24 protein-coding genes are annotated in these 24,606 nt (G+C 48.8%); 15 read left to right on the top strand and 9 right to left on the bottom strand.

Annotated elements, in window-relative coordinates:
• Positions 1-53: 53 nt before the first annotated feature.
• Positions 54-407 carry a 50S ribosomal protein L20 gene (gene rplT / locus RIG61_03235; GenBank protein MEQ9618171.1) on the top strand — a complete coding sequence of 118 codons (354 nt, stop codon included), beginning with the start codon at positions 54-56 and terminating at the stop codon, positions 405-407.
• An 85-nt stretch (positions 408-492) separates the two neighbouring features.
• Here rplT and RIG61_03230 read toward each other — a convergent pair whose 3' ends face one another.
• From RIG61_03230 to RIG61_03215, 4 genes are all read right to left on the bottom strand, one after another.
• Positions 493-1,149 carry an endonuclease III domain-containing protein gene (locus RIG61_03230; protein MEQ9618170.1) on the bottom strand — a complete coding sequence of 219 codons (657 nt, stop codon included), beginning with the start codon at positions 1,147-1,149 and terminating at the stop codon, positions 493-495.
• An 86-nt stretch (positions 1,150-1,235) separates the two neighbouring features.
• Positions 1,236-2,081: a M48 family metallopeptidase gene (locus RIG61_03225; protein MEQ9618169.1), complete on the bottom strand. Its 846-nt coding sequence runs from the start codon at positions 2,079-2,081 to the stop codon at positions 1,236-1,238.
• Positions 2,082-2,240: 159 nt separating this feature from the next.
• Positions 2,241-3,425 carry an aminotransferase class I/II-fold pyridoxal phosphate-dependent enzyme gene (locus RIG61_03220; GenBank protein MEQ9618168.1) on the bottom strand — a complete coding sequence of 395 codons (1,185 nt, stop codon included), beginning with the start codon at positions 3,423-3,425 and terminating at the stop codon, positions 2,241-2,243.
• Positions 3,426-3,485: 60 nt separating this feature from the next.
• Entirely contained in the window at positions 3,486-4,124 is a 639-nt protein-coding gene (locus RIG61_03215) for a TetR/AcrR family transcriptional regulator (protein MEQ9618167.1), read from the bottom strand.
• A 276-nt stretch (positions 4,125-4,400) separates the two neighbouring features.
• On the opposite strand from RIG61_03215, the gene RIG61_03210 reads away from it, so the two are divergent.
• Together RIG61_03210 and RIG61_03205 are read left to right on the top strand one after the other, a co-directional pair.
• Positions 4,401-4,994, top strand: a complete 594-nt coding sequence (locus tag RIG61_03210; protein ID MEQ9618166.1) for a hypothetical protein — start codon at positions 4,401-4,403, stop codon at positions 4,992-4,994.
• A gap of 264 nt (positions 4,995-5,258) precedes the next feature.
• A complete protein-coding gene (locus RIG61_03205; protein MEQ9618165.1) occupies positions 5,259-6,977 on the top strand; it encodes an ABC transporter ATP-binding protein in 1,719 nt (572 codons plus the stop codon).
• 104 nt (positions 6,978-7,081) lie between these two features.
• Here the strand turns inward: RIG61_03205 and RIG61_03200 are convergent, their stop codons facing one another.
• The gene (locus RIG61_03200; protein MEQ9618164.1) at positions 7,082-7,807 is read right to left on the bottom strand and encodes a haloacid dehalogenase type II; all 726 of its coding nucleotides are present in this window, start codon (positions 7,805-7,807) and stop codon (positions 7,082-7,084) included.
• Positions 7,808-7,859: 52 nt separating this feature from the next.
• Positions 7,860-8,282 (bottom strand): thioesterase family protein, encoded by a 423-nt coding sequence (locus RIG61_03195; GenBank protein ID MEQ9618163.1) that lies wholly within the window; start codon positions 8,280-8,282, stop codon positions 7,860-7,862.
• A 176-nt stretch (positions 8,283-8,458) separates the two neighbouring features.
• On the opposite strand from RIG61_03195, the gene RIG61_03190 reads away from it, so the two are divergent.
• The 9 genes from RIG61_03190 (at position 8,459) to RIG61_03150 (ending at position 16,630) form a co-directional block, all read left to right on the top strand.
• On the top strand, positions 8,459-8,950 hold the full coding sequence (locus RIG61_03190) for a gamma-glutamylcyclotransferase family protein (protein ID MEQ9618162.1): 492 nt from the start codon (positions 8,459-8,461) through the stop codon (positions 8,948-8,950).
• Between the two features lie 81 nt (positions 8,951-9,031).
• Entirely contained in the window at positions 9,032-9,235 is a 204-nt protein-coding gene (locus RIG61_03185; GenBank protein MEQ9618161.1) for a PspC domain-containing protein, read from the top strand.
• A 178-nt stretch (positions 9,236-9,413) separates the two neighbouring features.
• Positions 9,414-10,214 carry an inositol monophosphatase family protein gene (locus tag RIG61_03180; protein MEQ9618160.1) on the top strand — a complete coding sequence of 267 codons (801 nt, stop codon included), beginning with the start codon at positions 9,414-9,416 and terminating at the stop codon, positions 10,212-10,214.
• A 411-nt stretch (positions 10,215-10,625) separates the two neighbouring features.
• A complete protein-coding gene (locus tag RIG61_03175; protein MEQ9618159.1) occupies positions 10,626-11,705 on the top strand; it encodes a DUF3298 domain-containing protein in 1,080 nt (359 codons plus the stop codon).
• Positions 11,706-11,763: 58 nt separating this feature from the next.
• Positions 11,764-12,366 (top strand): hypothetical protein, encoded by a 603-nt coding sequence (locus RIG61_03170; GenBank protein MEQ9618158.1) that lies wholly within the window; start codon positions 11,764-11,766, stop codon positions 12,364-12,366.
• Positions 12,367-12,420: 54 nt separating this feature from the next.
• A complete protein-coding gene (locus tag RIG61_03165) occupies positions 12,421-14,085 on the top strand; it encodes an FAD-dependent monooxygenase (GenBank protein ID MEQ9618157.1) in 1,665 nt (554 codons plus the stop codon).
• A gap of 68 nt (positions 14,086-14,153) precedes the next feature.
• Positions 14,154-14,894 (top strand): Mut7-C RNAse domain-containing protein, encoded by a 741-nt coding sequence (locus RIG61_03160; protein MEQ9618156.1) that lies wholly within the window; start codon positions 14,154-14,156, stop codon positions 14,892-14,894.
• A gap of 34 nt (positions 14,895-14,928) precedes the next feature.
• Entirely contained in the window at positions 14,929-16,029 is a 1,101-nt protein-coding gene (locus RIG61_03155; GenBank protein MEQ9618155.1) for a hypothetical protein, read from the top strand.
• Positions 16,022-16,630, top strand: coding sequence for an RsmD family RNA methyltransferase (locus RIG61_03150; GenBank protein ID MEQ9618154.1), 609 nt, complete (start codon positions 16,022-16,024; stop codon positions 16,628-16,630). Before RIG61_03155 ends, RIG61_03150 begins: the two co-directional genes overlap by 8 nt.
• 115 nt (positions 16,631-16,745) lie before the next feature.
• Here RIG61_03150 and folK read toward each other — a convergent pair whose 3' ends face one another.
• The 3 genes from folK to RIG61_03135 are packed head-to-tail and all read right to left on the bottom strand — an operon-like array spanning position 16,746 to position 18,231.
• Complete coding sequence (gene folK, locus RIG61_03145) at positions 16,746-17,138, bottom strand: 2-amino-4-hydroxy-6-hydroxymethyldihydropteridine diphosphokinase (protein MEQ9618153.1); 393 nt, start codon at positions 17,136-17,138, stop codon at positions 16,746-16,748.
• Between the two features lie 19 nt (positions 17,139-17,157).
• Positions 17,158-17,505: a dihydroneopterin aldolase gene (gene folB, locus RIG61_03140; GenBank protein MEQ9618152.1), complete on the bottom strand. Its 348-nt coding sequence runs from the start codon at positions 17,503-17,505 to the stop codon at positions 17,158-17,160.
• A 12-nt stretch (positions 17,506-17,517) separates the two neighbouring features.
• Entirely contained in the window at positions 17,518-18,231 is a 714-nt protein-coding gene (locus RIG61_03135; GenBank protein ID MEQ9618151.1) for an SDR family oxidoreductase, read from the bottom strand.
• Positions 18,232-18,412: 181 nt separating this feature from the next.
• Between RIG61_03135 and RIG61_03130 the strand changes: the two genes are divergently transcribed.
• The 3 genes from RIG61_03130 (at position 18,413) to RIG61_03120 (ending at position 24,599) form a co-directional block, all read left to right on the top strand.
• The gene (locus tag RIG61_03130) at positions 18,413-19,183 is read left to right on the top strand and encodes an ROK family protein (GenBank protein MEQ9618150.1); all 771 of its coding nucleotides are present in this window, start codon (positions 18,413-18,415) and stop codon (positions 19,181-19,183) included.
• A gap of 479 nt (positions 19,184-19,662) precedes the next feature.
• Positions 19,663-21,720 (top strand): transketolase, encoded by a 2,058-nt coding sequence (gene tkt / locus RIG61_03125; protein ID MEQ9618149.1) that lies wholly within the window; start codon positions 19,663-19,665, stop codon positions 21,718-21,720.
• Between the two features lie 53 nt (positions 21,721-21,773).
• Entirely contained in the window at positions 21,774-24,599 is a 2,826-nt protein-coding gene (locus tag RIG61_03120) for a bifunctional transaldolase/phosoglucose isomerase (GenBank protein MEQ9618148.1), read from the top strand.
• The last annotated feature ends 7 nt before the right edge of the window (positions 24,600-24,606 follow it).

Here is a 24,606-nt window from a genome sequence, read left to right as displayed (position 1 = left end):
TTAGTTCGCATAAAGATTGAATTTGACGATCCTATGATCGAAGGGAGTTTGAAATGAGAATAAAAAGAGGGGTAGCGTCCCGGAAGAGAAGAAAGAGACTGCTGAAGCAGGCTAAGGGTTACTGGGGCAGAAGAAAGAATAATATCAGAAGGGCAAAGGAAACCGTAATCCGCGCCCTTGCTTTCGCTTACAGGGACAGAAGACAGAGGAAAAGGGATTTCAGACGTCTCTGGATTGCGAGAATAAACGCGGCTGTGAGACCTCACGGTCTTTCTTACAGCAAGTTTATGGGATCGTTGAAGAAAGCCGGTGTCGAGCTCGACAGAAAAACCCTGTCGGAAATGGCGATAAGGGAGCCGGAAAGCTTCAAAGCCGTAGTCGATGTCGCCAAAACAGGGCTCAATTAACTGCCGCGCTCATTTGCAGATTAAATCCATAAAATCTCGTTTAAAAGTCCGTGCGGTCTAACGCGGTAATGCGCCGCTGTATTTTTCAAACCGCATGAGGGTCGTACTCGAGCGGGCATCCCTTACATTGAGGGGCGCGCTTTTTGCAGTGTTCTTTCCCCACTTTTACCAGCAGGGCATGGTATTCGTTAAAAATGCCCGCGTCCTCGGTCAGTGAACCCATTATTATATCCTGCATTTCACCGTAGTTAGTTTCCTCGGGCACGAGTCCGTGCCTCGACATTACCCTGTAGGTGTATGCGTCTATCACGAATACCGGAATGTCTCCAGCGTACAGCATTATGCTGTCGGCGGTTTCGGGCCCTATGCCCTTTATTCCGAGCAGCTTGTCTCTGAGAACGGATCTCTCTTCCCTGAGCATTCGATCGAGACTGCCCGAGTAATGCCGAATAAGGAAATTGATAAAGTTCTTTATTTTTAATGCCTTCTGATTATAGTACCCCGAAGGCCTGATGAGGGGAGCAAGCTCATCCGCCGTAATCATGTTTAGTTTCTCGACGGATATAAGATTCGCCATTTTTAGATTATCTAACGCCTTCTCAACGTTTTTCCAGGACGCACTCTGAGTGAGTATGGCTCCGAGCACGTACTCAAGCTTGCTTTCTCCGGGCCACCAGCCCTGAGGGCCGTAGCTTTTATATAACGCATCGTAGAGCTTATTAATACGTTCGGATTTTGTCATTTAATTTATTACTCGGCGAAGCCCGGCTCTCCGGCGGCAGGAATATGAATTCCCGGTTTTGACTGTCCGTTACTCACGACCCTTACTCAATTCGTGATTTTATTGTTCGGGGCCTTGTCGGAACTCTCATAGTAGGGCAGCGCTTCAGGAAGCGACCTTTGCAGATTGCCTATCCTCGTTCCGTAGCCCGGATGGGTGGAAAGAAATTCAGGGGGCCGGGGTTTCCCTTTGACAGCCGCGTCCATTCTCTGCCAGAAAGCTATGGCCTCCCTCGGGTCGTATCCGGCCTTCGCCATATATACAAGGCCGATACGGTCCGCCTCGGCCTCCTGGGATCTGCTGAAGGGCAGCATACCGCCCACATTTACGCCTACGCCGTAGGCCTGCATGATTGCGGTTGAGACCCAGGGGTCGCTCCCTCCGAGAGCCGCGCTCAGGCCGACTGCACCTATTTGAGCCAGCACGTCGGCGGATACCCTCTCTCCGCCGTGGCGAGCGGCGACGTGGGCTACTTCATGGGCCATGACCGTTGCCAGCCCCGCGTCCGTCTGGGCGACCGGCAGTATGCCCGTATATACTCCTACCTTACCGCCCGGAAGCGCGAATGCGTTTATCTGCTCGTCGTCATCCAGCACCTTGAAATCCCAATTATACGCGGGCGTATCGGATACTCGCGCAATTCTTTGGCCAACTCTTGTTACTGCGTTGTTATATTTCGGGTTATTCGATACTTCCTCTTCTTTGAGCACTTCCTGAAATGCCGCAAGACCCAGCTGATTCTCTTCTGACTGAGAAAGAAGTATGAACTGGGACCTCCCGGTGACCGGGGCCTTGTAGCATGAAAAAACAAGCGAGCCCGACAGAGCAAAAATCAAGAGTGCCAGGAGCGGCCTTAATAATAGATTTCGTTTTTTTACGATATTCTTTAGCATCACTAATAACTTAGTTTTATCAATTCAGACGCAATTTGCAATAAAAATTTTATGGATACTGGAATTTTATTTTATATACAGAGACGGATTCAAGCTTTTATCCTCCGGCCTTTTTTTCATAACGGCAGAGGATAAAAGCTTGTCTCCGGTTTCCCAAAGCTAGGCCGATTTTTTGAGATCGGCGTCTTTCATCCTTCTTATTCCTTCGTCTATATCTTCGTCGGCGCACGCGTATGTAACCCTTACGAAACCTTCTCCCTGGCTGCCGAACGCGGTGCCCGCGACCACTGCCACACCGACCTTCTCTACGAGCTGGTCCGTGAATTCCTGGGATGTAAGACCGGTTCCCGTAATATCGGCAAAGGCATAAAAGGCTCCGTCGGGATAATCGCATTTTATACCGGGTACCGAATTAAGCCCTTCTACCATTCTGTTGCGCTTTTCTTTAAGGAGCTGTGTTTTTTGAACGGTCCAGTCCTGAGGCCCGGATATAGCGGCGTAGGCCGCTTTCTGAATAAAGGCCGCAACGTTTGTGATAGAGTCCTGAAGGAAAATAGACAGCTTGTCTATAACCGGCACGGGGGCCACAGCCCAGCCGATTCTCCACCCGGTCATGGCGTATGTCTTGGAGAACGTGTCGATTACAATCGTTTTATCCTCCATTCCCGGAACCGCGGATATCGTCTTGTGCGGTTTGTCGAAAGTTACATGGGAAAATATCTCGTCCGATATAACCATCAGGTTAGGATATTTAAAACAAAGCTCCGCAATCTCCTCGGGATTTTCCACGAGGTGTCCGTTCGGTCTTTGAGGAGTGTTAATGATCAGCAGTTTTGTTTTGGGTGTGATCATGCCTTCCAGCTTCTCTATATCGAACTGCCAATCGGGCTTTGTAAGCGGGGTGTGTTTTATGTTTGCTCTGACATATTTTGCCCATACTTCGTCGGGCGGATAGCCGGGATTAGGGAATATCACTTCATCCCCTTCTTCTAGGAATGTCAGCAGTGTCATAGTGAGCGCGTGTTTTGCTCCTGCAGTTACTATTACCTCTTCGGGTTTTGTTTTTCTGCCCCTGCTCGTTACTTCTTCGGCTATGGCTTCCCTGAGCTCCGAGAGGCCCGGACCCGGGTCGTATCTGACATATCCCGCTCTGAGCGCGTCCTCTGTAGCCTCAAGTATGTGCTCCGGTGTATCGAAATCAGGACCTTGATAATCCCCTTTTTCGAAATGGATAACCCTCTGCCCGGTCTTTTTCTCCAGCTCCCGGGCGACTCGCATGCTGGCCCATTGCTTAGGTGGAACGAAATGGCTTATCTTTGTACTGAATGGATATGAAACTGCCATTTGAAATACCTCCTTAATTGATGAATGATTTGTAAATCTATACTCATAAAACCTCTCCCCTCAGGCATTCTCCGCACCAGGGACCAGGATTCCCTGGGAAATCATCGAGAATACCTCTTCTGCTATCTCCCCTGCACTTTTTTCGGTATGGTAGAAAAACATTACGGACCTGACCAAACCGAAAATTATTAGAGCGGTAAGCTCTGTGTTGGCGGCCCGGAACGATCCTTCCTTTATACCTTTTTCCAAAATTTTTTGATAGAGCTTTATTCTTCTCAGTCTCCAGTGCTCTGTAAATTCGTAGTGCTCGCGTATGAGGTGGGTTTCATCCCTGCTTAAGATGCGCAGCACGTCCATGTTCTGTAGATAGAACTTGAAAATCAGCATGAGTATCTTTTTAAGCTTTTGCGGTGCGGAGTCGCTCTTGGCTATCTCTTTCTCCAGAATGGATTCGATCTCTTCGTAGGTATCCTCCAGAATCTCCAGATAAAGATTTTCTTTCGAGTCAAAATACAGATAAATTGTGCCTTTCGCGACGCCTACTTCGGCGGCTATCTGGTCCATCGTTACATCGTGATAGCTTTTGTTGGAAAAGAGACTGGCCGCAGCCTTTATAATTTCTTCCGTGCGCCCTGTCTTTCTCAGCTGCCTTTTGCCCGCTGATACCTGTTTGTTAATTGATTTATGTGGCTTAGCCATTTTTCGACCCATCACCGTTGCATTGAACTGACTAGTCAGTCATGACATATTAGTAGATATCAAAAACTTTGTCAAGTTATTTTTCTGAAAACTTGCAAATTAGGATATTTTTTCACCCCGCGATTGATAATGAATGTTTTATGGAAATAACTGCGTTTATTCAGCCGAATCTCGGGTAATTCGAGCTAATACGTCTGCATAATTGATGTAACCGTTCTTGCATTATCATCTGTCGTGATGATAGAATAATCACTCAAAATGAGATTGGAGGAGAAAATGAGAACTTCATATTTACTTGCGGTTTTGCTCATAGGGACTTGTTTCATCTACGCGGGCTGTAACAATTCCGAACAAAATTCAGGAACTGAAAATAAGGCATCAACTACGGAGGAGGTAAAAGAAGATATTTCCCGGGGAGCCGGGGAAGTGGACGAGGCGGTAGAAGATGTGGTTGATAAGACCGAGGAAATGCATGAAGAGCAGTTGAGGGAGTGGGGTGAAAAAGCTCCGCCCGAGATTGCGGCCGAGCTCTGGAAGCTGATTCAGACCGAGAATTACCGGATGCACTGGAAGGAGTTCGCGGGACCCGAGGTATCGAAAAATGGTGCTAAATCCGGCAGTTACTATAAAACGTATCTGAACGATAAGGCTTACAAGGCGCTCGAAGACAAAGTAAAACCGCTGCCGCCGGGATCGATAATCGTAAAAGACAAATATGACGATCAGAATCAGTTAACGTCCATAATAGCCAGAATAAACTTCGGAGGGGATGAGCCCGACGATATAAGGTGGTTTACGGCTCAGTACTCTCCTGACGGCGAGGTTTTATATACAAACAAAATGGGCAAAGGGGTTAAATCCGCGCCTTAACGCACCTGGTCTGATTTTCTGCTAGACCTGTAATGTAATGAATGAATATTCCCTGGCCATACGGGTTGTATCAGGCAGTGGGTTTGCTCGCATGAAGCGGTTTAAAATTCAAGCGTCCGATTCTTGAGTTAATCGGTTCTCTACCTGTGCCCGAATAACCTCAAAATCGAGGTTTCGGAAAAAGGCCTCACCCTGCGTTCAGGTATACTATTCCATTCAATAATCCTGTGACTTAATAATGTTGGTCCCAACAATTTTATTCCCATGAATAAGAAGAAAACGCTATTTTCGTTGTTGCGAAAGTTTAAATATTCCTTTCTCGCGGGATTGCTGGCGCTTTCTCTGGTGGATGTTTGCCAGCTCTCGATTCCTCTAATCATAGAAAGGGTTATTGATACACTCACGCTTGAGGGCGCTGATTTCAGGGCCCTCTCGAAGTACGGGCTCTACATGCTCGTCATTGCGGTAGCCATGTCCGTATTCAGATTCTTCTGGCGGTATTTCATTATGGGCGCTGCACGGAAGATTGAACAGTCTCTCAGGAACGAGTTCTTTTCCCACCTTCAGAGCCTTCATTTCGATTTCTTTTCACAGAGAAAGGTAGGAGACCTTATGGCTCATACCGTAAATGACATCGAGACCCTTAAATTCGCGTGCGGTCTGGGGGTTCTTGTTGCCTATGACGGCATTTTTCTCCTGATATTCATCTTCGCCGCGATGTTATATATTTCTCCGGAGCTCACTCTGTATGCCTTTATCCCATTCCCGATACTCGGCTTAATCATATATAAATTCGGCAAAATGATCGAAAAGAGGTTCCAGAAGGTCCAGGACTCGTTCTCGACGCTCACTGAAAGCGCTCGGGCATCCATATCGGGCATAAAGGTAGTAAAGGCCTTCGTAAGAGAAGACGCGGAAACGAATGACTTTCGTAAATCGAGCTCGGATTACCTCGACAAGAACCTTCATCTTATTAAAATTTGGGGGGTGTATCAGCCGGTAATAACTTTTCTGGCAGGTACCGCAACCGCGATTTTTCTCTGGTTTGGCGGCATAAAAACTATTACGCTCGATATCACTCTGGGCGACTTTGCCGCCATACTCGTATATCTGACCATGCTCACATGGCCCATGATGGCAATGGGGTGGGCGGTCGACATAATAAAGAGAGGAAACGCCTCTTTGAACAGGATAAATAACATCCTTCAGGTAATGCCCCAGTCCGTACACGAGTCAGGCACGGTAGAGCTCGATATAAGTGGCAGTATCGAATTAAGGAATCTAAGCTACTCGTACAACGGGAAAAGGGCGTTAAAGGATGTGTCTCTGAGCATTCCTTCGGGTAAAGCCATAGGAGTTACGGGTGCTACGGGCTCGGGGAAAACCACTCTCTTCCAGCTTCTTACCAGGGTTGAGGAGCCGCCCGAAAACACCATGTTTATAGACGGTGTGGACGTGAGGGATATCAAAAAAGAGAGCCTCAGGGAGGGGGTCATATACGTCCCTCAGGAGACCACCGTTTTCAGCGGAACCGTGAGGGACAACATATCCTTTATGAATCCCGAAATTACGGATTCCGATGTCGAAAACGCGGCCAGGGTAGCCGAGATATATGACGAGATACTCGACTTTCCGGGCGGTTTCGACGCAAGGGTGGGGGAGAGGGGGCTCAGCCTTTCCGGCGGACAGAGGCAGAGGCTTGCTCTCGCAAGAGCGATACTATTAAATCCAAGCGTGCTTATACTTGACGACGTGTTTTCATCGCTTGATTTGAGAACCGAGAGTCTGGTGTTGAGAAACCTGAGAAGGGAGATGAAGGGGAGGACGCTGCTTGCGATTTCGAGTAGAGTCCCGTCTATAAGCGGATTCGATTCTATAGCGGTATTCGAGAGAGGAAGGCTCGTCGAGTACGGAAGCCACGAAGAGCTGATAGCCAAAGACGGCATATACGCGGGACTTTACAGGATTCAAACCTTTGAATAGATTAGACGCTGCTTTAACTATTTAGTCTCGTGTAACACAATATACAGAATTTTTTGCTACGAACTTTTTTGTAAATTAGATAGAGAGCTGATACGGGTACTACGCTACGCACCCATCTTTAGGGCAAGCTCGTTAAAGTCCCGCGCGGTTATGTCAAACGGCATGTCTGTTGTTTCATCCGTCTTTCCCCCGGGGCCGAATTCAAGAGGCCTTGAAACGTAGGCGGTTTTAAAGCCCAGGGCCTTTGCAGCCTTGAGGTCGTCCCTGTGCGCGGCCACCATCATTACTTGTTCCAGCCTTAGCCCAAGCAGCTCCGCGGCCTTCAGATACACTTCCCTGTCCGGTTTGTAGCGCCCTGCCAGCTCCGAGGACAAGATACAATCCCAGGGCAGGTCAGCGTGCTTTGCCATATTAACCAGTAGAGACATATTTCCGTTGGACAGCGTCGCCACTATGTAGAGCTTCCGCAGTTTATTGAGCCCGGCAATCGAGTCCTCCCACGGTTCGAGTCTATGCCACGCCCGGTTTAAGTGATCTTTCTCGGATTCGCTCAGTCCCCGAATATTGAATTCCTCAAGCAGGCGCTCGAGCACCATACGGTGAAGTGAGTCGATCGTCGTCCAGCGGAGCTCCCCGGTGCGCACAAGGTTCATGGCGGGGGCGTAACCTGCACGCCAGGCGTCTGCGAACCGGTCCCAGTCCGCTTCAATCCCCTTCGAATTGCCGAGGAGCTTACACTCCCGGATAATCGTTGACCGCCAATCCACCACAGTACCGAATACATCGAATGTAAGTGCCTTAATGGAAGATAATTCGTTTCTTTTATTCACGTTCTTGCCCGTATCTATTACTCAATCCGGTATCAGGGGCTAAATTGCCTGCTTACTGCGATTTCGCTTTTTTCTCCACCCCGGCTGCGAATCTTTCCGCATCTACAATAAATCTTTGATGAGTTCCTTCGGATATGACATCTATCCCGTCGTGAGCTACTATCGAGAAGGTCAACTTACGTCCGTCCACTTCGACCAGCTCTCCTTTTACATTAACAGTCAATCCGGGCGGAGTCGCGGCTGTATGATTCAGCTTTACATCTACCCCTACGGTTTGTTCCTTCGGCCAGTCTATGTGGTCGTTGACGAACCTTACGCATGCCCACTCAATGAGACCCACCATAAATCCTGTCGAAAACACCTTCGGCATAATTTGAAATTCCGCGGACTCGGGGTATATGTAGGGTACGGTTTTGGATTCAGGAACCTCAAAGTCAAACTCGAAAGTCAAGCCCGGTTTCAATGATTCGTGCATATTATTTCTCCCGTTATCATTTTTATGGCTGTTCTTCAGTGAAGTAAAAATTCAAAGTGAATAATACCCTAAATCGTTTTGCCGCTCTATTTTTAATTGTTTTTTGTACTGCTTGGTCTTCCTGTTGAACTGTAGTATTTTATATCCGTCCATTTGTTGAAAAAAGAATTCGGGGGATGTTAAAACAAGTTAGTATGAAAAATCGTGATATAAACGGTCTCGTTAATTATTTCGCTTACGGCTCCAACATGAATCCCGAGAGGATGAAAAAGAGGGGCGCTGACTTCAGATCAAGAGAACCCCTTGTGCTTAGAGGTTTTACATTGGCCTTTAATAAAATATCTTCAGGAAAGCCGGGAGCGGGCGCCGCGAATATTGTCCCGGATGAAAAGGGATCTGTAGAAGGGATATTATATAAAATAACATGGCGCGGGATTTACAAACTCGACATCTTTGAGGGATATCCGAACGAATACGAAAGGAAGTATCTGAAAGTTGACCGGGGCATGGAAGGAGAGGAGTTAATTGTAACCTATATGGCTCGTCCTGACCGGGTATATGATGGATTGAGTCCTACAAGAGAATACATGAGACACCTGCTTGCAGCCGGACCGGAACTTTCGGCATCCTACTATGAAGGGCTTAAGGCAATCCGGACACTGGACTGACTTTTTAATAAAGCGTTGAGAGATAATTATATCGGGCGGATAGCTGGTATACTGCTTTATATCTGAATACGGGGGTGAATAATGGCTGAAGATGTGAAAAAACTTTACCGTTCGAGAACCGATAGAATGATAGCCGGCATATGCGGCGGCCTCGGGGAGATGTTTTCTATCGATTCTACTCTTATAAGACTCATATTCGCTTTAATTGCGCTCTTTACGGCGGGCACTGCGATTCTCGTTTACGTTCTGGGATGGATTATAATTCCCGAAGCGTCGCAGGAGTAGGGAGTTTTCCCCGGTGTAAAAGAAATTGCTGCAAGTCGGCGGATGTATTGAGCCGTAAATAAGCGTGACCCGGACGGAGGCGAATCAGGCGTTAATATCCATAATAAACAGGCTTCAATTGTAAAATTGACTGAATCCGGGACAAATCCGGTTGCAGAATGCGTTTAAGGGGTTACAGGTGAGCTATTTAGATATTGCAGAGGCGGCGGCCAGAGAAGCGGGCGAGATACTCATAGAAAAGCTTGGAAAAATTGGTGAAATAGAGTTTAAAGGCAAAAATAACCTCGTCACCGAAGTAGATAAATTATCCGAGAGAACCATTATAGACCGCATTAAGCGCAGCTTCCCCTCGCACGACATTTTCGCCGAGGAATCGGGCCGGCATTCCAGGAACTCCGATCATGTCTGGATTATCGACCCTCTCGACGGGACTACAAATTACGCGCACGCGTATCCGTTTTTCTCAATCTCCATTGCGCTAGAGGTCGGGGGTATGGTAGAGGCCGGACTGGTATACGATCCTGTTAAGGATGAGCTGTTCACGGCGGAGCGAGGCGGCGGCGCCCGGTTAAACAGGGACGGTATCAGGGTCTCCGATTCTCAAGACCTAGGGCACAGTCACCTGGCTACGGGTTTTGTGCATGAGAATAACAAGATGGTTGAGGATAATCTTAAGCATTTTGCCAATTTTATAAGAAGGGCGAGGGCGGTCAGGAGAGACGGTTCTGCCGCGCTTGATCTTTGTTATGTAGCGTGCGGCAGGTTCGACGGCTTTTGGGAGCTTGGGCTTAATCCCTGGGACACTGCAGCCGGCGTTTTGATTGTAGAGGAGGCCGGTGGTAAAATCACCGATTTTACGGGCGGCAAATTCAGTATCTATGTAAAAGAGATCCTATCTTCAAACGGAAGAATACACGGCGAAATGATTGATGTTTTATCTCTCGTATCCGGGGGCCGGTTTAAAGCTCCGGCTCTTTGACATACACAGGGGTGTTTTAAAATACGAGGGTGAACCCCTGAATTTCTTCAAGGATTCACCCCCTAGAGGATGGGGAATATGTTATGGCTTTATTGCAATAATCTATATTTTTTGATGTTCTCGTCACAAATCCGATTCACCTGACTTTTTATAACCTGTCATTCAACATTTTAGCAACATGCGTGCCAATTGTTCGTCATCGACATAACCCGTTGATATAATTCAAAATACGAGGATTTTGTGAATTGATTAGCGGTCTTATTAACTGAATATTATGACAAATATAGTCATGATTTGCGGTTTATTGTCACTTTACGGTGTGACAGTTTCTGAAATTCCGCAATAATTTGTGATAATATTTAGTTGAAAAGAAATTCGGCTTCATTATCGGAAACGAAGGATTATAGTTAAGTGAAAATAATCTCGATTGTTAAATTATCGGCGGCTCTCGTCCTGGCTGCTCCGTTTTTTTACCTTTTATCTCCGACTGTCTCGGCAGAGGATCCGAGCGATTCGGAAGCGCGGTATTACTATGTCGGCACAATAGGGGACAATCTCGCTATACAGATGGAGTTAATAGTGGAATCGGAGGATATCACGGGACTATATATTTACGATAAAAACGGCATTCCTATTTCCCTGAATGGAAAACTCAATAGAGACAACATGACTTTTACGATTGTCGAGCAGGATGAAAAGGGCGAAAAAACGGGAACATTCGATGGAAAACTCGCCTCTGACGGCGCGGGCTTCGGTACCCTTTCGGGGGAATGGACAAAGGCCAACGGACTGACTTCTCTCGGTTTTAAGCTCAAGAAGGTTGCGGATTTCATTTTCTCGACCCTCCGTCAGGGGACGTTGATCGAGGCATCTTTTTCTGTGCCATACTTTTTGTCCCCTTCTCAGGCTTTTCGCGATATATCCGACGGCCTCCGGAAGGACATGCTTTCCGCGCAGAATAAATTTGTCGGGGAGGCGCAGGAATCCTTCATGACCCAAAGCTCGGCTGCGGGCTGGCAGCAGAGTTATGATTACAGAATCGAGTACTATTCCGCTGATCTGCTAAGTCTGTCTGGAGAGGTCTTCTCATATTCCGGAGGGGCGCACGGAAACACCTATTTTGCGTCGAAGAATTACTGGATCAAGGACGGCAGGGCCGTTCAGTTGAAATTATCCGACCTCTTCCTGCCCAACTCAAAATTCATTGATACCTTATCCGGGTTGTGTATTAATGACCTCAGAAAACAGAAAGCGGGCTGGGTCATAGGTGGCGAGGTTAGGAGTTTCAAGGAGGAAGAACTGGGGGTTTTCGCGCTATCCCCGGCGGGTTTGGTGTTTGCCTTCGCCCCTTATACAGTGGGCTCCTATGCCGAAGGACCCTATTTTGTTAATGTACCGTTTAGTGAGCTTGAGGGGTTAATAGACCCCCGCGGCCCTTTGAAGCAGTTCGTCGGGCAGGCCCAAAGCGAGCCGGATTCAGCGGCCCCCTGATTTTCACCGTAGAAATCCGGGCGTATGATTTCTCACCCGGCGGCATTTAGATGTATAATTGGACAAGTTCAATATAAAGCCCGCTCCTATGATATCAACCGAATTAAAAAAACTGATTAGGCCCCTTATAATCGTTCAACAGGTTATATGGTTCGCCATAACGGGCTCGATCGTATTTTACGCCGTGATAGCGTACATACTCGTAGGTAGCGGAGGGACCGATGATATCTCCCGGAGCCGGGGGTTGGGAACGGCTCTTTACGTAGCGGCGCTTGCGGTTGCGATATGTTCGATTTTTTATCGCCGATACTCTATGTCGGACAAAAGCATCACGAAAATCCTGAGCCGCAATATCGACCCGGCGCGCCTTGCCCAAAACGCGAGAACGAAATCCATTGATTCGGTGAAGCTCGGCCAGCTCGAATCCCTAACGGAATTCGAGCTCAAGGTCTTCTCTTTAATGTACGAGCTTCAGAAGATCACGTTTATAAGTCTGTTTCTAAACGAAATCATGGTTATTATCGGTTTCGTGCTTGCTTTCCTGAGCGGCGATCCCGCTAATATACTGCCCTTCGCGGTCATTTCGCTTGTTTTAAGTTTCTGGATGTTCCCCAGGTCCGGAAAACTTATTGAGAGGGCGCGGTATTTGTACGCGACGTGATAATTTAATAACCTGTCGGCATAAACACACTTTCAGTTTATAAAGGAGATACGAATGGCGGATTCCGTAAAATCGAGTACTGATGTTCTGGTTGTGGGTGCGGGACCTACGGGGTTGACCATGGCTTGTGAGCTCGCAAGGCACGGAATTACACCGAGAATAATTGACAAAGCTCCGGTCCCTTCGGATAAATCAAAGGCTTTCGGGATACACGCCCGCACGCTCGAGCTGTTCGATAATATGGGTATTGCGGATGCGGTGCTCGGGCAGGGGAATATATCTAATGGCTTCGATATGTACGATCAAGGCAAACCCCTTGCCAGCGTTGTATTCGATACGCTCGAGAGTAAATACCCGTTTTTCCTCATTCTCGCGCAAAGCGATACGGAGAGGATACTGACCGGACGCCTGCGCTCATACGGAATAGAGATAGAGCGCGAGAAAGAGCTCGTATCCATAGAGAGCGCAGACGACAAACCTGCCGCGCGTATCAGATTAAAAGACGGTTCTGAGGAAATTATTGAGTGCGCTTACGTATCGGGGTGCGACGGGGCGCACAGCTCAACTAGACATATTCTTAATTTCGATTTCAAGGGCGCCCCTTATCCGAACTACTGGCTCCTTGCGGACTGTAATCTTGACTGGACGTATCCTCTCCACCATCTGTCGATATTCATACATCCTGCCGGGGTTACCGCGTATTTCCCGCTCTACAGTGACAGGGGGAGACTGATGTTCGAGCTTCCGGACTCCCCTATAGAAGAGGACATGCCAGAGCCGACCATAGAGGACGTGAGGAGACTCATGAACGAAAGGGGGATAGACTACAAAAGCGTAACTGACCCCAACTGGCTTGCGTATTTTAGGCTCCATCACCGTATGGTGGACAAGTACGCCGAAGGCCGGATTTTCCTCTCCGGGGACGCGGCCCATATTCACAGCCCGCTTGGCGGTCAGGGAATGAATACCGGTATCCAGGACGCCTGTAATCTGGCCTGGAAGCTCGCGCTCGTGCTAAAGGGCAAATCGCCGGAGAGCCTCACTGAGAGCTACAATATTGAGAGGCGCCGTGTGGGGGAGGGGGTTGTGGGGCTTACGGACATGGCGACACGAATGGTCGGTATCCATAACCCGGTTTTATCTACGATCCGAAATAAGATGATAGGTGTTTTATCGGGGCTTGACGCTGTTCAGAAAAAAGTCCTCAACACCCTCTCCCAAATCGAGGTTCATTACAAAGGCAGCCCTATAGTCGCTGAGAGGTGGTATCAGCCGGACGCGATTGAGGGATTCCATGATTACCGCCACGACCTTACCGCGGGAGAGCGCGTGAAGGATTACCCCCTCCTTAGCCTGGATCAAAAAGAGAGCGTCCGGCTTTACGACCTGCTCAGGGGCGCCGAGCACGAGCTATTGCTTTTCACCGGCGCCGATCCCGAGGATATGGAGTTTGACGAGCTGAGGAAAATACACAGCACCGTTGATGCCGGATTCAAAGGCCTTATCGAGACGCATTTAATTTTGGGCTCAAAAGGGGTTCCGCCCGATTTCAGAGAGCTTTCTTCGGTATGGGGGGACAAGGATTTGGTTATGCACCGCGACTTCGGCGCCGTAAACGCCTGCCTCTATCTTATACGCCCCGACGGCTACATCGCTTTCAGAAATCAGCCCGCGAGCGAAAGCGACCTCACGGAATACCTCGCGACCATATTCGTATAACTTTATTCGCATAACTTTGATATATTATTCATGTAGGGAAAATTATTTTTTTATTCCGCGAATGGTTCATGAGTGAGTACGAGGCGCTTTTCAAGTTACATGACGAGTTACAGGATTTCTTGCCCGCCTCTGTTAAGGGCGCCACGGTTCACTACGAGTTTGACGGCAGGCCCTCGATTAAAGACTCCATAGAGGCGATCGGGGTCCCCCATACCGAGGTCGATCTGGTAACGGTGAACGGAAAATCCGTGGGCTTCGGCTACCATTTGAAGGACGGGGACGAAGTATTCGTTTATCCGGTTTCAAGTCATGTGAAGATCTCACCCCGCGTTAAGCTCAGGGATAAACCGGCGCCGGTATTTATCGCGGATGTTAATCTGGGAAAGCTCGCGAGACTGCTGCGCATGGCGGGATTTGATACCGTTTTCAGGAACGACTACGACGATCATGAGGTGGCGCGGCTGGGGTGTGGGGAAAACCGCATTGTGCTGACCCGCGACCGTCGTCTGCTCCGGCACAGAATTATAGCCCACGGTTATTGGGTAAGGTCTCCAGACCCGGGGAAACAGTTAATCGAGGTGCTGGGAAGGTTTGACCTCTGGTCTGACGTAGCTCCCTTTAACAGGTGCCTGGACTGTAACGGTGTAATAGAGCCTGTCCCTAAGCAGGATATTCTGGAGCGGCTCGAGCCCGGGACAATTCTTTATTATGACGAATTTTTCAGGTGCTCCGATTGCAGGAAGATATATTGGAAGGGATCGCATTACGATCATATGAATTCGGTATTGGAAAATTTAAGGAATTCATAAGCCTGTTCTTGAGTTACTATTATTCGGACTGACAATGGAAAGGAATAAATATAAAATCCTCACTGTGGGTCTCATAGTAATATTGATATCGGCATCCTTTCTATTTGTTTCCCTTAGCTCCAGGGTAGGGGATAAAACGGGTGGATCGGAGCGAGCTTCCCTCGAATATAAAGGCGCTGTTCTTGCCCATATACACAGAATCGGCAGCGGCTACGGCTCCGGGAGTTCACGCAATATACACTCACATCTTAAAGGCATCGGCTACGACACCGTGCAGTTAAACACATTTGCGTATATGAGAGACCGCGCCGAGACCGGGTTAATAGTAGACGGCGACCCCACGATGGCGGACCGCTATCTGATCGATGAAATACGGAATCTCCATGGGAGCGGGTTCAAAGTGATGTTAAAGCCGCATATCTGGATCGGAGGCTGGAATTTTGACGCTGACAACTGGAGGAGCAAAATAGATTTCACGGATTCGGATAAGAGAGAAGAATGGTTCTTTAACTACAGAAAGTTTATAATCGGTCAGGCCATGCTTGCGGAAAAAACCGGTGTAGAGATACTGGTTGTCGGAACGGAGCTTGTGGAGGTATCGAAATATACGGGAGAGTGGAGGAAGCTTATCGAAGAAGTCAGAAAAGTTTACGGCGGAAGGCTCACATACGCGGCCGAGGGAATGAATGCGAAAAATATAGAGTTCTGGGATTCTCTGGATTACATAGGAATAGACGCCTATTTCCCTTTGACGGGTAAAGCGGCCCCGGCTCTTAGCGAGCTTGTCAGGGGCTGGAAAAGACACGAGCCCGAGATAAAAGAGCTATCGGAGAAGTACGGTAAGAAGATCATCTTTACCGAGATAGGATATAAATCGGTCGAGGGCACTGCCATAAAACCCTGGGAGTGGAGCGATGACGGTGTTGCCAGTCAGGAGGAGCAGGCTCTGGCATTCGAGGCAACGTCGGTTGTGTTCAGGGACAAGCCTTATCTTGCGGGTGTATTCGTATGGAAATACTTCACCGACATGGACAGCGAAGAAAAGGACAATATTGAGAAAGGATTTACGCCCTACAGTAAAAAAGCTGAAACAAAAATTTCAGCCTGGTTCCGTGAGGGGCAACGGAATGAATAACGGGGACCGAGCTATTTGCCCCCTCGGCCCCCGACTCCAGCGCTATTGGGACAGGCTCACGGAGCGGGAGAGAAGCATGCGGTTCGACGAGGAAGGGCTCTTTTCCCTTGCGCTTGAGTCAATTGCGCTCGGTATAGCGGAGAGGACGCCGGGGAATTTGGTTGCGGACGTCTTCTGCGGCGTAGGCGGAAGCGCAATCGGATTCGCAAGGGTTGGTAAGGACGTTATTGCTGTTGAGAAAGACCGGGAAAAACTCCGCATGGCGGAATACAATGCCGGCGTTTTCGGGGTACGGGAGAGGATAGAATTCATTTACGGAGACTGCATGAATATACTTCCCACATTAAAACCCGATACGGTATTTCTCGACCCTCCATGGGGCGGGACCGATTATAACAGGAAGAAATCGTTCTCGTTGTCGGATTTCGAGCCTGACGGTAAAGGCCTCCTGGCGATGGCCTTCTCATTGACAGATTCCGTTGTATTCAGGCTCCCGAAAAATTTTAACTTCGATGAGCTTGAGTCGCTCGGCCGTGAATACAAACTGGAAAAGAATTTCTTTGATGGCCGTTTGCTTCACTACTGCGTTTACTTTAAATAATACACTGCGGGCGGTGTGTACGGGTAAACAATCTCACGCTCCGGCTTAACTCTTAAGACTGTCTATTAAATCCGGACTCTATTTTTGTGATTAAATAGACTTCAGCCCTGTAAGCTTAACGTAAATCCAGTTCCGGCAGTAATTCCTTGACGGATTCCGCGAGAAACTCCCTTTCGTAAACATCCCTGTCAACAATATCTCCATTCCATACCAGAATATCGAGGTCTATAATCCTCGGGCCGTTTTTGTTACCGGTTCTAACTCTTCCTAACTTAATTTCGAGGTCGATGAGCCTGGCCTTTAATTCTGCGTAATCGATGACGGTCTCTATAAGCACGGCCCCGTTTACGAACATCGGCTGGTTCTTAAATTCGACCGGTTCGGTCCTGATGAATGAAGACGCGCCGATCAGCTTGAATTCCGAAGCAATCGCTTCTTTGGCCTTCTTAATGTTTTCCTCAGGGTCGATATTCGATCCCACTCCTATAACCGCTCGATTGAATTTCATCCTTAAAATCCGGTGCGGGTCACCTGGACTCCGTGTGTGTGACTGAAACCGAGTCTGCGAACCTCAGCGCTCCCGGCTTGTCGATTTTGACTGTCGCCTTCTGAACCTTCTTGTCTTGCATAATAATTTCCATAACGTCGCCCGCAATCTTTTCTATGAGATTGTAATCTTTTCCCTCAACCTCGGAAATGATTCTTTTTGTAGTTGATTTGTAATCGATTGTGTGCTGGATATCGTCCTTCTTCATCGCCTCAGCGCCGTCGAACTCTATCTCGACATTTATAACAACGTCCTGCTTAACTTCCTTCTCCCAGTCGAATATCCCCACGACTGTCCTCAATCTGAGATTCTCTATTCTAATTATCATGGCGACGCTCCGCTAAACTAAATGCTGCCCTCCGTCAACAAAGAGACATTCCCCGGTTACGTACGGGTTATCCAGAATATATTTTAACGCGGAGATTACGTAATCGGGATTTCCCGGTTTCCCGAGCGGCGTCCCTTTTGAAATTCGCGTCAGGTACTCCTCGTCTTCCTCCGGAGGCGGCAGGGTAGGTCCGGGACAGATTCCGTTTACGCGTATTTTCGGTCCAAGCGCTTTTGCGGCCATGAGCGTGAAATCCCGGAGCGTTTTTTTGCTCAGGTTATAAACGAAATGCTCGGTCTCGATTTGTGAAACACGCATATCAAGCATATTCACGATCAATTCTGCCGCGGCCTGCCCGCTGAAGTCCTGCGCGAGGAAGAACGGCGATTTAAAATTTATATTGAATTCCCTGTCAAACTCTTCTTCGGTAACATCGAAAAAAAGCATATTTTCAAAAATAGCTGCGTTGTTTACAAGAATCGAGCATTTCGGGAAAACTTCAAATACACTCGGAATTAAAGTCCTCGCGTTTTTAACGACGGACAGGTCGGCTTGAAATAATTCGCATCTCACGCCCCGCGATTCTATCTCTCCGGCAGTTTCTTTCGCTTCTGTGTCCGAGCTGTTGAAGTGCAGCGCGATGTCGTATCCCATATCGGCCAGCGCCAGAGAAATCGCTTTTCCGATCCTTACCCCTCCACCAGTAATTAAAGCTGCTTTGCTCATGCTTATAGACTAAGAATCTCCGTATGTGCTTGTTCGTATGTGATTTTTTATAAAAGTGAGTATAGCATAGAGCTTGATTACTACCTAAGCCCGCCGTCGGCTAGGATTCGAAAATTTTATTTCTACCGCTGAATTGGTGTAGAATTAGAAAAAAAACTCTATATGGACAGAGGAATACAATATGGCTACAAGGCGAAGGAAGGCTAGGCCCCCGGTACTGGGAATCGATATCGGAGGGACTGGAATTAAATCGGCCCCGGTGGATATCGGTAAAGGTGAATTGATTGAGGAGAGATACCGGGTCGATACTCCGCAACCGTCAAATCCCGAAAATATGCTCGGAGCTATGCACGATATGATTAAGCACTGGAAATGGGAAGGGGAGGTTGGGTGCGGCTTTCCCGGCGTGATTAAAAACGGCGGCGTATATACCGCGGCGAATCTTTCCAAGAAATGGATAGGAGTGAATATAAAGGAAGAGATTGAAAAAATTTCTCAATGTAAAGTTCATGTGATTAACGATGCCGATTCAGCGGGGCTTGCCGAGATGAAGTTCGGGGCCGGGAGGGATTACAACAAGCCGGGCGGCGGTGTCGTGCTTATGGTAACGCTCGGGACCGGTATAGGCTCCGCTTTGTTCGTAGACGGACATCTGGTTCGAAATACCGAGTTCGGCCATGTAGAGATTGACGGCGGAGACGCTGAAAAACGCGCAGCGGCGATACACAGAGAAAAGGAAGACCTTAGCTGGAAGAAATGGGGGAAAAGGGTCAATAAGTACTTGAAGCATATGGAAATGCTGATTTCGCCCGATCTCGTTATAGTCGGCGGGGGAGTCAGTAAAAAGTCGGATAAGTTTTTTAAGTACATTAAGATTAAAGCCGAAATCGTTCCCGCTGAAATGCATAATGACGCTGGTATTGTCGGCGCGGCGCTCGCCTCCGAGCTTTAAAGGCGGGCTTATTCTTGAAAAAAAACTATCCTTATGTGATAATGGCATTGGGGATATAATTGATAATCCGGTGATTTAAATTCCAGTTAATCGAGGTTGAAATTTGTTCCATATGGAAGCACTCCGACACTTGGTTAAATGTAAGCTAAAAGACGACCTTGATACTCTCTATAACTACAGCGGCGGCGAGGACGTATTCAGTATGCTTCCTGAGCAAAGAGAGCATAATTACAAACTCATCAGTGGTGACTGTTTAAAGCAGATGTATGGGACAAGGGGCGTTTAAGCTGTCTGCGGATGTAAATAGATATTCTATCCGGAGAGGGTATTCAATCTGCATGAAAAACCGATACTCATGTCGAATATCCGGTGCAGGTTATCAAAAAAAATAATAATACAGGACGTAACTTTTTAGAATTTTCGCCGTCTTAATACTGAATTAACATATCGCCTCGAAAATAATTTTAAGGAGAAGCATAATGGAAGCAATACCGAAAAAGAAAAAGCCGGAACTTGAGCAATTGATTATTAACACTATAAGGACTCTGTCCATGGATGCGGTGCAAAAAGCCAATTCCGGACATCCGGGGACCCCGATGTCCCTGGCCCCGGTCGCTTTCACAATTTGGGACAGATTCATGAAGCTCAATCCTAAAAATCCCGACTGGCCCAATCGTGACCGTTTTGTGCTTTCCAACGGACATGCTTCCATGCTGCTCTACAGCCTCCTCCATATAACGGGCTATGATCTTTCACTGAACGACATCAAAACATTCCGTCAGCTGCACAGTAAATGCGCCGGACATCCCGAATACGGACTGGCTCCGGGTATTGAGACGACCACGGGTCCGCTCGGGCAGGGGGTCGCCACATCGGTGGGAATGGCGGTAGCCGAAAGGTGGATCGCTTCTTACTTCAATAAACCCGGCCATGAGATTATAGACTACAGCGTTTTCGCGATCGCCGGCGATGGTTGTATGATGGAGGGTATATCAGGCGAAGCCGCCTCACTCGCGGGCCATCTGGGTCTTAGCAATCTTATATGGTTTTATGATAACAATCACATAACTATAGAAGGGCACACGGCTCTTGCCTTCAGTGAAGACGTCGCCGCCCGATTTATGGGTTACAACTGGCACGTTCAGCGGGTCGGTGACGCAAACGATTTGGAGCTTCTCGAAGAAGCCATAGATAGAGCTTTAAAGGAGACTGAACAGCCTTCTCTCATCATCGTTGACAGCCATATCGGTTACGGCAGTCCGAACAAACAGGATACATCGGCCGCTCACGGGGAGCCGCTCGGTGAAGACGAGATTCGTAAAACCAAAATTAACTACGGGTGGGATCCCGACAAGAAATTCTATGTGCCCGAAGAGGTCAAGGAGTACCGTAAGCGCGTTCTGAGGAAGGGGGAGGTTTTGGAAGACGAGTGGAACAAGAAATTCCTGGCATACGAAAAGGAATACCCAGAGCTTGCGAAGCAGTTTCGTCATATGGAAAATCGCGAAATGCCCGAGGGGTGGGAAAAGTGCCTCCCGGTGTTCCCCACGGACCCCAAAGGTCCCGCCACGCGCACGGCAAACCACAAGATATTGAATTCTATCGTTCCGGAATACCCCTGGCTTATCGGAGGCGCCGCCGACGTGGGATCTTCAACCAAAACCTACATTGACGGAGCCGGCAGCTTCGAAAAGGGAATGTATGACGGCAGGAATTTCCATTTCGGGATTAGAGAGAACGCTATGGCGGCCGTGGCAAACGGCATGGCTCTCAGTAAGCTGAGACCCTATACTGCCTGCTATTTCGTCTTCTCCGACTATATGAGAGCTCCTCTCAGGCTCGCCTGTCTTATGCAGAACCCCGTTATTTTTATATTTACCCACGACAGCATAGGTCTCGGGGAAGACGGGCCGACCCATCAGCCTATAGAACACCTCGCTTCACTGAGAGCGATACCGAATCTCGACGTCATAAGACCTGCCGACGCCAACGAGCTCAGTATGCTATGGAGGTACGTGATGGAAGTGAAAAACCGGCCCGTTGCCTTGATTCTTACCAGGCAGAATATTCCTACTATCGACCGAAAGAAATACGCCCCGGCCGAGGGGGCGCTGAAAGGCGCCTACATATTGGCGGACTGCAAGGGAAAGCCGGATGTTATTCTCATAGGGACGGGCTCTGAAGTTCATCTTTGTCTAGGGGCGTACGAGAAACTCACCCGGCGGAAGATCAAGGCCAGGGTCGTCAGTATGCCCTGCTGGAAGCTTTTCGAGCTTCAGGATGTGAAATATCAGGAGAAAGTGCTTCCGAGCTCGGTCAGGGCGCGTGTAGCGGTTGAAGCTGGCTCTACTCACGGCTGGGGGCGCTATGTCGGTATCAGACACGTTGAGGGAGGCGTTGTGGGAATGCGTACCTTCGGTGAATCCGCTCCTATCTCTGATTTGCTGCCCGAATTCGGGTTAACCGTGGATTGCGTGGTCAAAGAGGCCAGGCTCGTTATGGACCGGATCAAAAAGAAGGGCCCAAGAAAATCATAAAATATGATCCTGATTGACGTAAGTCCGATAATACTTTTATAAAGGAGAGCAAGATGTCCAGAATCAAAGATTTGACCAAGCTCGGCCAGTCTATCTGGTATGACTACATCAGAAGGTCCTTTCTTACCTCAGGGGAGCTCAAGGCTCTGATCGATGAAGGGCTGAGAGGTGAAACCTCAAACCCCTCCATACTCGAAAAAGCGATTGCGGGCAGTTCCGACTACGACGAGGATATAAAAGCCCTGGTGGAGCAAAATAAATCGGTGAATGAAATTTACGAAGCCCTGGCGTTAAAGGATATCGCCATGGCCGCGGATGAATTCAGGCCTCTTTACGACAAAACGAGCGGCGGAGACGGTTATATAAGTCTCGAGGTAAGCCCCACACTTGCGAACGATACCAGGAATACCATTAAGGATGCGAAGAGGTATTTCGTGACTCTGGGACGACCGAACGTCATGATCAAGGTCCCCGCTACATCAGCGGGTATCCCGGCTATAACCGAGCTTATCGGCTCCGGCATCAATGTGAACGTAACTCTTATGTTCAGCCTGGAGCAGTACATGGCGGTCGCAGAGGCGTATATAAAGGGGCTTGAAAGACTTGCCTCCGAAGGGCCTTCGGTATTCAAAGGGCATATGGTCAACAGGGTCGCTTCAGTCGCCTCCTTTTTCGTAAGCAGGGTGGATACCGCGGTTGATGCGGAACTGGAAAAAGTAGGAAAAACCGGGCTTCAGGGCAGGATAGCCATTGCCAACGCTAAGCTTGCATACGAAGAATTCAGAAAAACATTCAAAGGCCCCCGCTGGAAGAAGCTCGCCGACCTGGGAGCCAGGCCTCAGAGGGTTCTCTGGGCGAGCACGAGCACCAAAAACCCCGCCTATCCGGACACGATGTATGTAGATGAGCTGATAGGGCCGGACACCGTAAACACTGTCCCTCCGGCGACCTATAAGAACTTCAAGGACCACGGCAAGGTTGCGGTCACATTGACAAAAGGGTTGAAAAAAGCCAAAGACGATGTCAAAAAGCTCGGCAGACAGGGAGTCGATTTGAAAGAAATTACGGACACTCTCCTGAAGGAAGGCGTTAGGAAATTCGCCGAGAGCTTTGAGGACTTGATGGAAAGCATTAAGGAAAAAAGGGAAGATATCCGATCGGAGAAGCAGCCTTATTCCGCTTCACTCGGGGAGTTTCAGCCCGCCGTGGACAAGACGATTCAAAAGATACGCGATAAAAAAATCATACAGAAGATATGGAATTTCGATTATCTCGTCTGGGAAGACAATCCTACGGAAATAAGCAACCGTCTGGGCTGGCTTCATATACCTGAAGTAATGATGGACGCCCTTCCGGGTATAAACTCGGTGGTAGACGAAGTCAGGGCCGACGGTTATACGGATGCGCTCCTGTGCGGCATGGGCGGCTCCAGTCTTGCCCCCGAGGTCATACGCGAGACCTACGGCGTAAAAGACGGCTATCTCGACGTGGCGGTCCTTGACAGCACGGATCCGGGCGCCGTTTTAGAGCAGAAAAATCGCCTCGATTTGTCAAAAACCCTCTTCATAATTTCAACCAAATCCGGGGGTACAGCCGAGACGCTGTCTTTTATGAAATATTTCTATAACGAGGTGTTGAAGGAAGTCGGCAAAAAAGAGGTCGGACGTCATTTCGTAGCCATAACTGATCCCGGCAGCAACCTTGAGAAGATCGCGAAGGAGCTTAAATTCAGAAAGACGTTCCTCAATGACCCCAATATAGGAGGCCGCTATTCCGCGCTTTCGTTTGTCGGCATTCCGCCTGCGGCATTTCAGGGAGTCGATCTGGAGACACTCCTCGGCCGCGCTATCAGGATGCTTCATAACAACGAAAGCTGCAACTGCCCTGTCGAGGGCGATCACTCGGGCGCCTGGCTCGGCGCGATCCTCGGCGAGCTGACCAAGGCGGGCCGCGATAAGGTAACCCTTGTCGCCTCCCCTCCCATAGACAGCTTCGGCTCATGGGTGGAACAGCTTATCGCAGAAAGCACCGGCAAGAACGGAAAGGGGATTCTTCCCGTTGACCGGGAGCCCCTCGCGCCGCCCGAATATTACGCGAACGACAGACTGTTCGTGTATATGAGGCTTGCTCATGACAACACCTACGATGCGGAGGTAAAGGCCCTTGAAGAGGCGGGACACCCAGTGGTTCGTATTAACCTGAAGGACATATACGATATCGGCGGGGAATTCTTCAGGTGGGAGATGGCGATTGCCGTTGCCGGAATGATAATAGGAATACATCCGTTTAACCAGCCCAACGTCGAGGCCGCGAAGGTGCTGGCCCGAAAGATGATAGCCGAATATCAAAAGAAGGGTAAGCTCCCCCGAATAAAGCCGACCCTGGAGGAGGACGGCATCACTGTCTATTCCGATTTCAAGACCGGGAGCCTTGAGGACGCCCTTAAAAAGTTCCTGTCGTTTGCGAAGAAAGGCAGGAACGAGTCCAAGGGAAGGAGCTACGTTACCTTCCAGGCTTATGTGAAGCCTTCTGACGAAACATACGACGCGCTTCAGAAGCTGCGCACCAGGATCCAGAGGCAGTACCGGATGGCGACAACGGTAGGGTTCGGACCCAGGTTTCTGCATTCCACAGGACAGCTTCACAAGGGCGACGCCGGGCACGGCTTATTCATTCAGTTTACCTCCGATATGCCCAAGGACGCGCCCATACCTGATGAGCCCGGCAAGAAAGCCTCCTCGATAAGCTTCGGCGTGCTTAAGGACGCCGCCGCGCTTGGGGACCGCCAGGCGCTCCTCGACAGAAAACGGAAGGTCATAACTTTTCATCTGGGCGAGGATGTAATAGGCGGAATAAATAGATTGACTGAAATCTTATAACCGGAAT

This window comes from Deltaproteobacteria bacterium (genome assembly GCA_040223695.1).
In the GTDB taxonomy this organism is placed as follows: domain Bacteria; phylum Desulfobacterota_D; class UBA1144; order Nemesobacterales; family UBA2774; genus JAVKFU01.
Note: the sequence above shows the minus strand (reverse complement) of the source record. Positions and strands in the feature narration are given on the sequence as shown.

Excerpts from the sequence above, each read along its gene's own strand:
- RIG61_03160 (MEQ9618156.1), top strand. The coding sequence starts at position 14,154 with ATGAGTGAGTACGAGGCGCTTTTCAAGTTACATGACGAGTTACAGGAT.
- tkt (MEQ9618149.1), top strand. The coding sequence starts at position 19,663 with ATGGAAGCAATACCGAAAAAGAAAAAGCCGGAACTTGAGCAATTGATT.
- folK (MEQ9618153.1), bottom strand. The coding sequence starts at position 17,138 with ATGAAATTCAATCGAGCGGTTATAGGAGTGGGATCGAATATCGACCCT.
- RIG61_03165 (MEQ9618157.1), top strand. The coding sequence starts at position 12,421 with ATGGCGGATTCCGTAAAATCGAGTACTGATGTTCTGGTTGTGGGTGCG.
- RIG61_03195 (MEQ9618163.1), bottom strand. The coding sequence starts at position 8,282 with ATGCACGAATCATTGAAACCGGGCTTGACTTTCGAGTTTGACTTTGAG.
- RIG61_03155 (MEQ9618155.1), top strand. The coding sequence starts at position 14,929 with ATGGAAAGGAATAAATATAAAATCCTCACTGTGGGTCTCATAGTAATA.
- RIG61_03150 (MEQ9618154.1), top strand. The coding sequence starts at position 16,022 with ATGAATAACGGGGACCGAGCTATTTGCCCCCTCGGCCCCCGACTCCAG.
- RIG61_03225 (MEQ9618169.1), bottom strand. The coding sequence starts at position 2,081 with ATGCTAAAGAATATCGTAAAAAAACGAAATCTATTATTAAGGCCGCTC.
- RIG61_03215 (MEQ9618167.1), bottom strand. The coding sequence starts at position 4,124 with ATGGCTAAGCCACATAAATCAATTAACAAACAGGTATCAGCGGGCAAA.
- RIG61_03130 (MEQ9618150.1), top strand. The coding sequence starts at position 18,413 with ATGGCTACAAGGCGAAGGAAGGCTAGGCCCCCGGTACTGGGAATCGAT.
- RIG61_03185 (MEQ9618161.1), top strand. The coding sequence starts at position 9,032 with ATGGCTGAAGATGTGAAAAAACTTTACCGTTCGAGAACCGATAGAATG.
- RIG61_03210 (MEQ9618166.1), top strand. The coding sequence starts at position 4,401 with ATGAGAACTTCATATTTACTTGCGGTTTTGCTCATAGGGACTTGTTTC.
- RIG61_03230 (MEQ9618170.1), bottom strand. The coding sequence starts at position 1,149 with ATGACAAAATCCGAACGTATTAATAAGCTCTACGATGCGTTATATAAA.
- RIG61_03190 (MEQ9618162.1), top strand. The coding sequence starts at position 8,459 with ATGTTAAAACAAGTTAGTATGAAAAATCGTGATATAAACGGTCTCGTT.
- RIG61_03120 (MEQ9618148.1), top strand. The coding sequence starts at position 21,774 with ATGTCCAGAATCAAAGATTTGACCAAGCTCGGCCAGTCTATCTGGTAT.
- RIG61_03135 (MEQ9618151.1), bottom strand. The coding sequence starts at position 18,231 with ATGAGCAAAGCAGCTTTAATTACTGGTGGAGGGGTAAGGATCGGAAAA.
- rplT (MEQ9618171.1), top strand. The coding sequence starts at position 54 with ATGAGAATAAAAAGAGGGGTAGCGTCCCGGAAGAGAAGAAAGAGACTG.
- folB (MEQ9618152.1), bottom strand. The coding sequence starts at position 17,505 with ATGATAATTAGAATAGAGAATCTCAGATTGAGGACAGTCGTGGGGATA.
- RIG61_03220 (MEQ9618168.1), bottom strand. The coding sequence starts at position 3,425 with ATGGCAGTTTCATATCCATTCAGTACAAAGATAAGCCATTTCGTTCCA.
- RIG61_03205 (MEQ9618165.1), top strand. The coding sequence starts at position 5,259 with ATGAATAAGAAGAAAACGCTATTTTCGTTGTTGCGAAAGTTTAAATAT.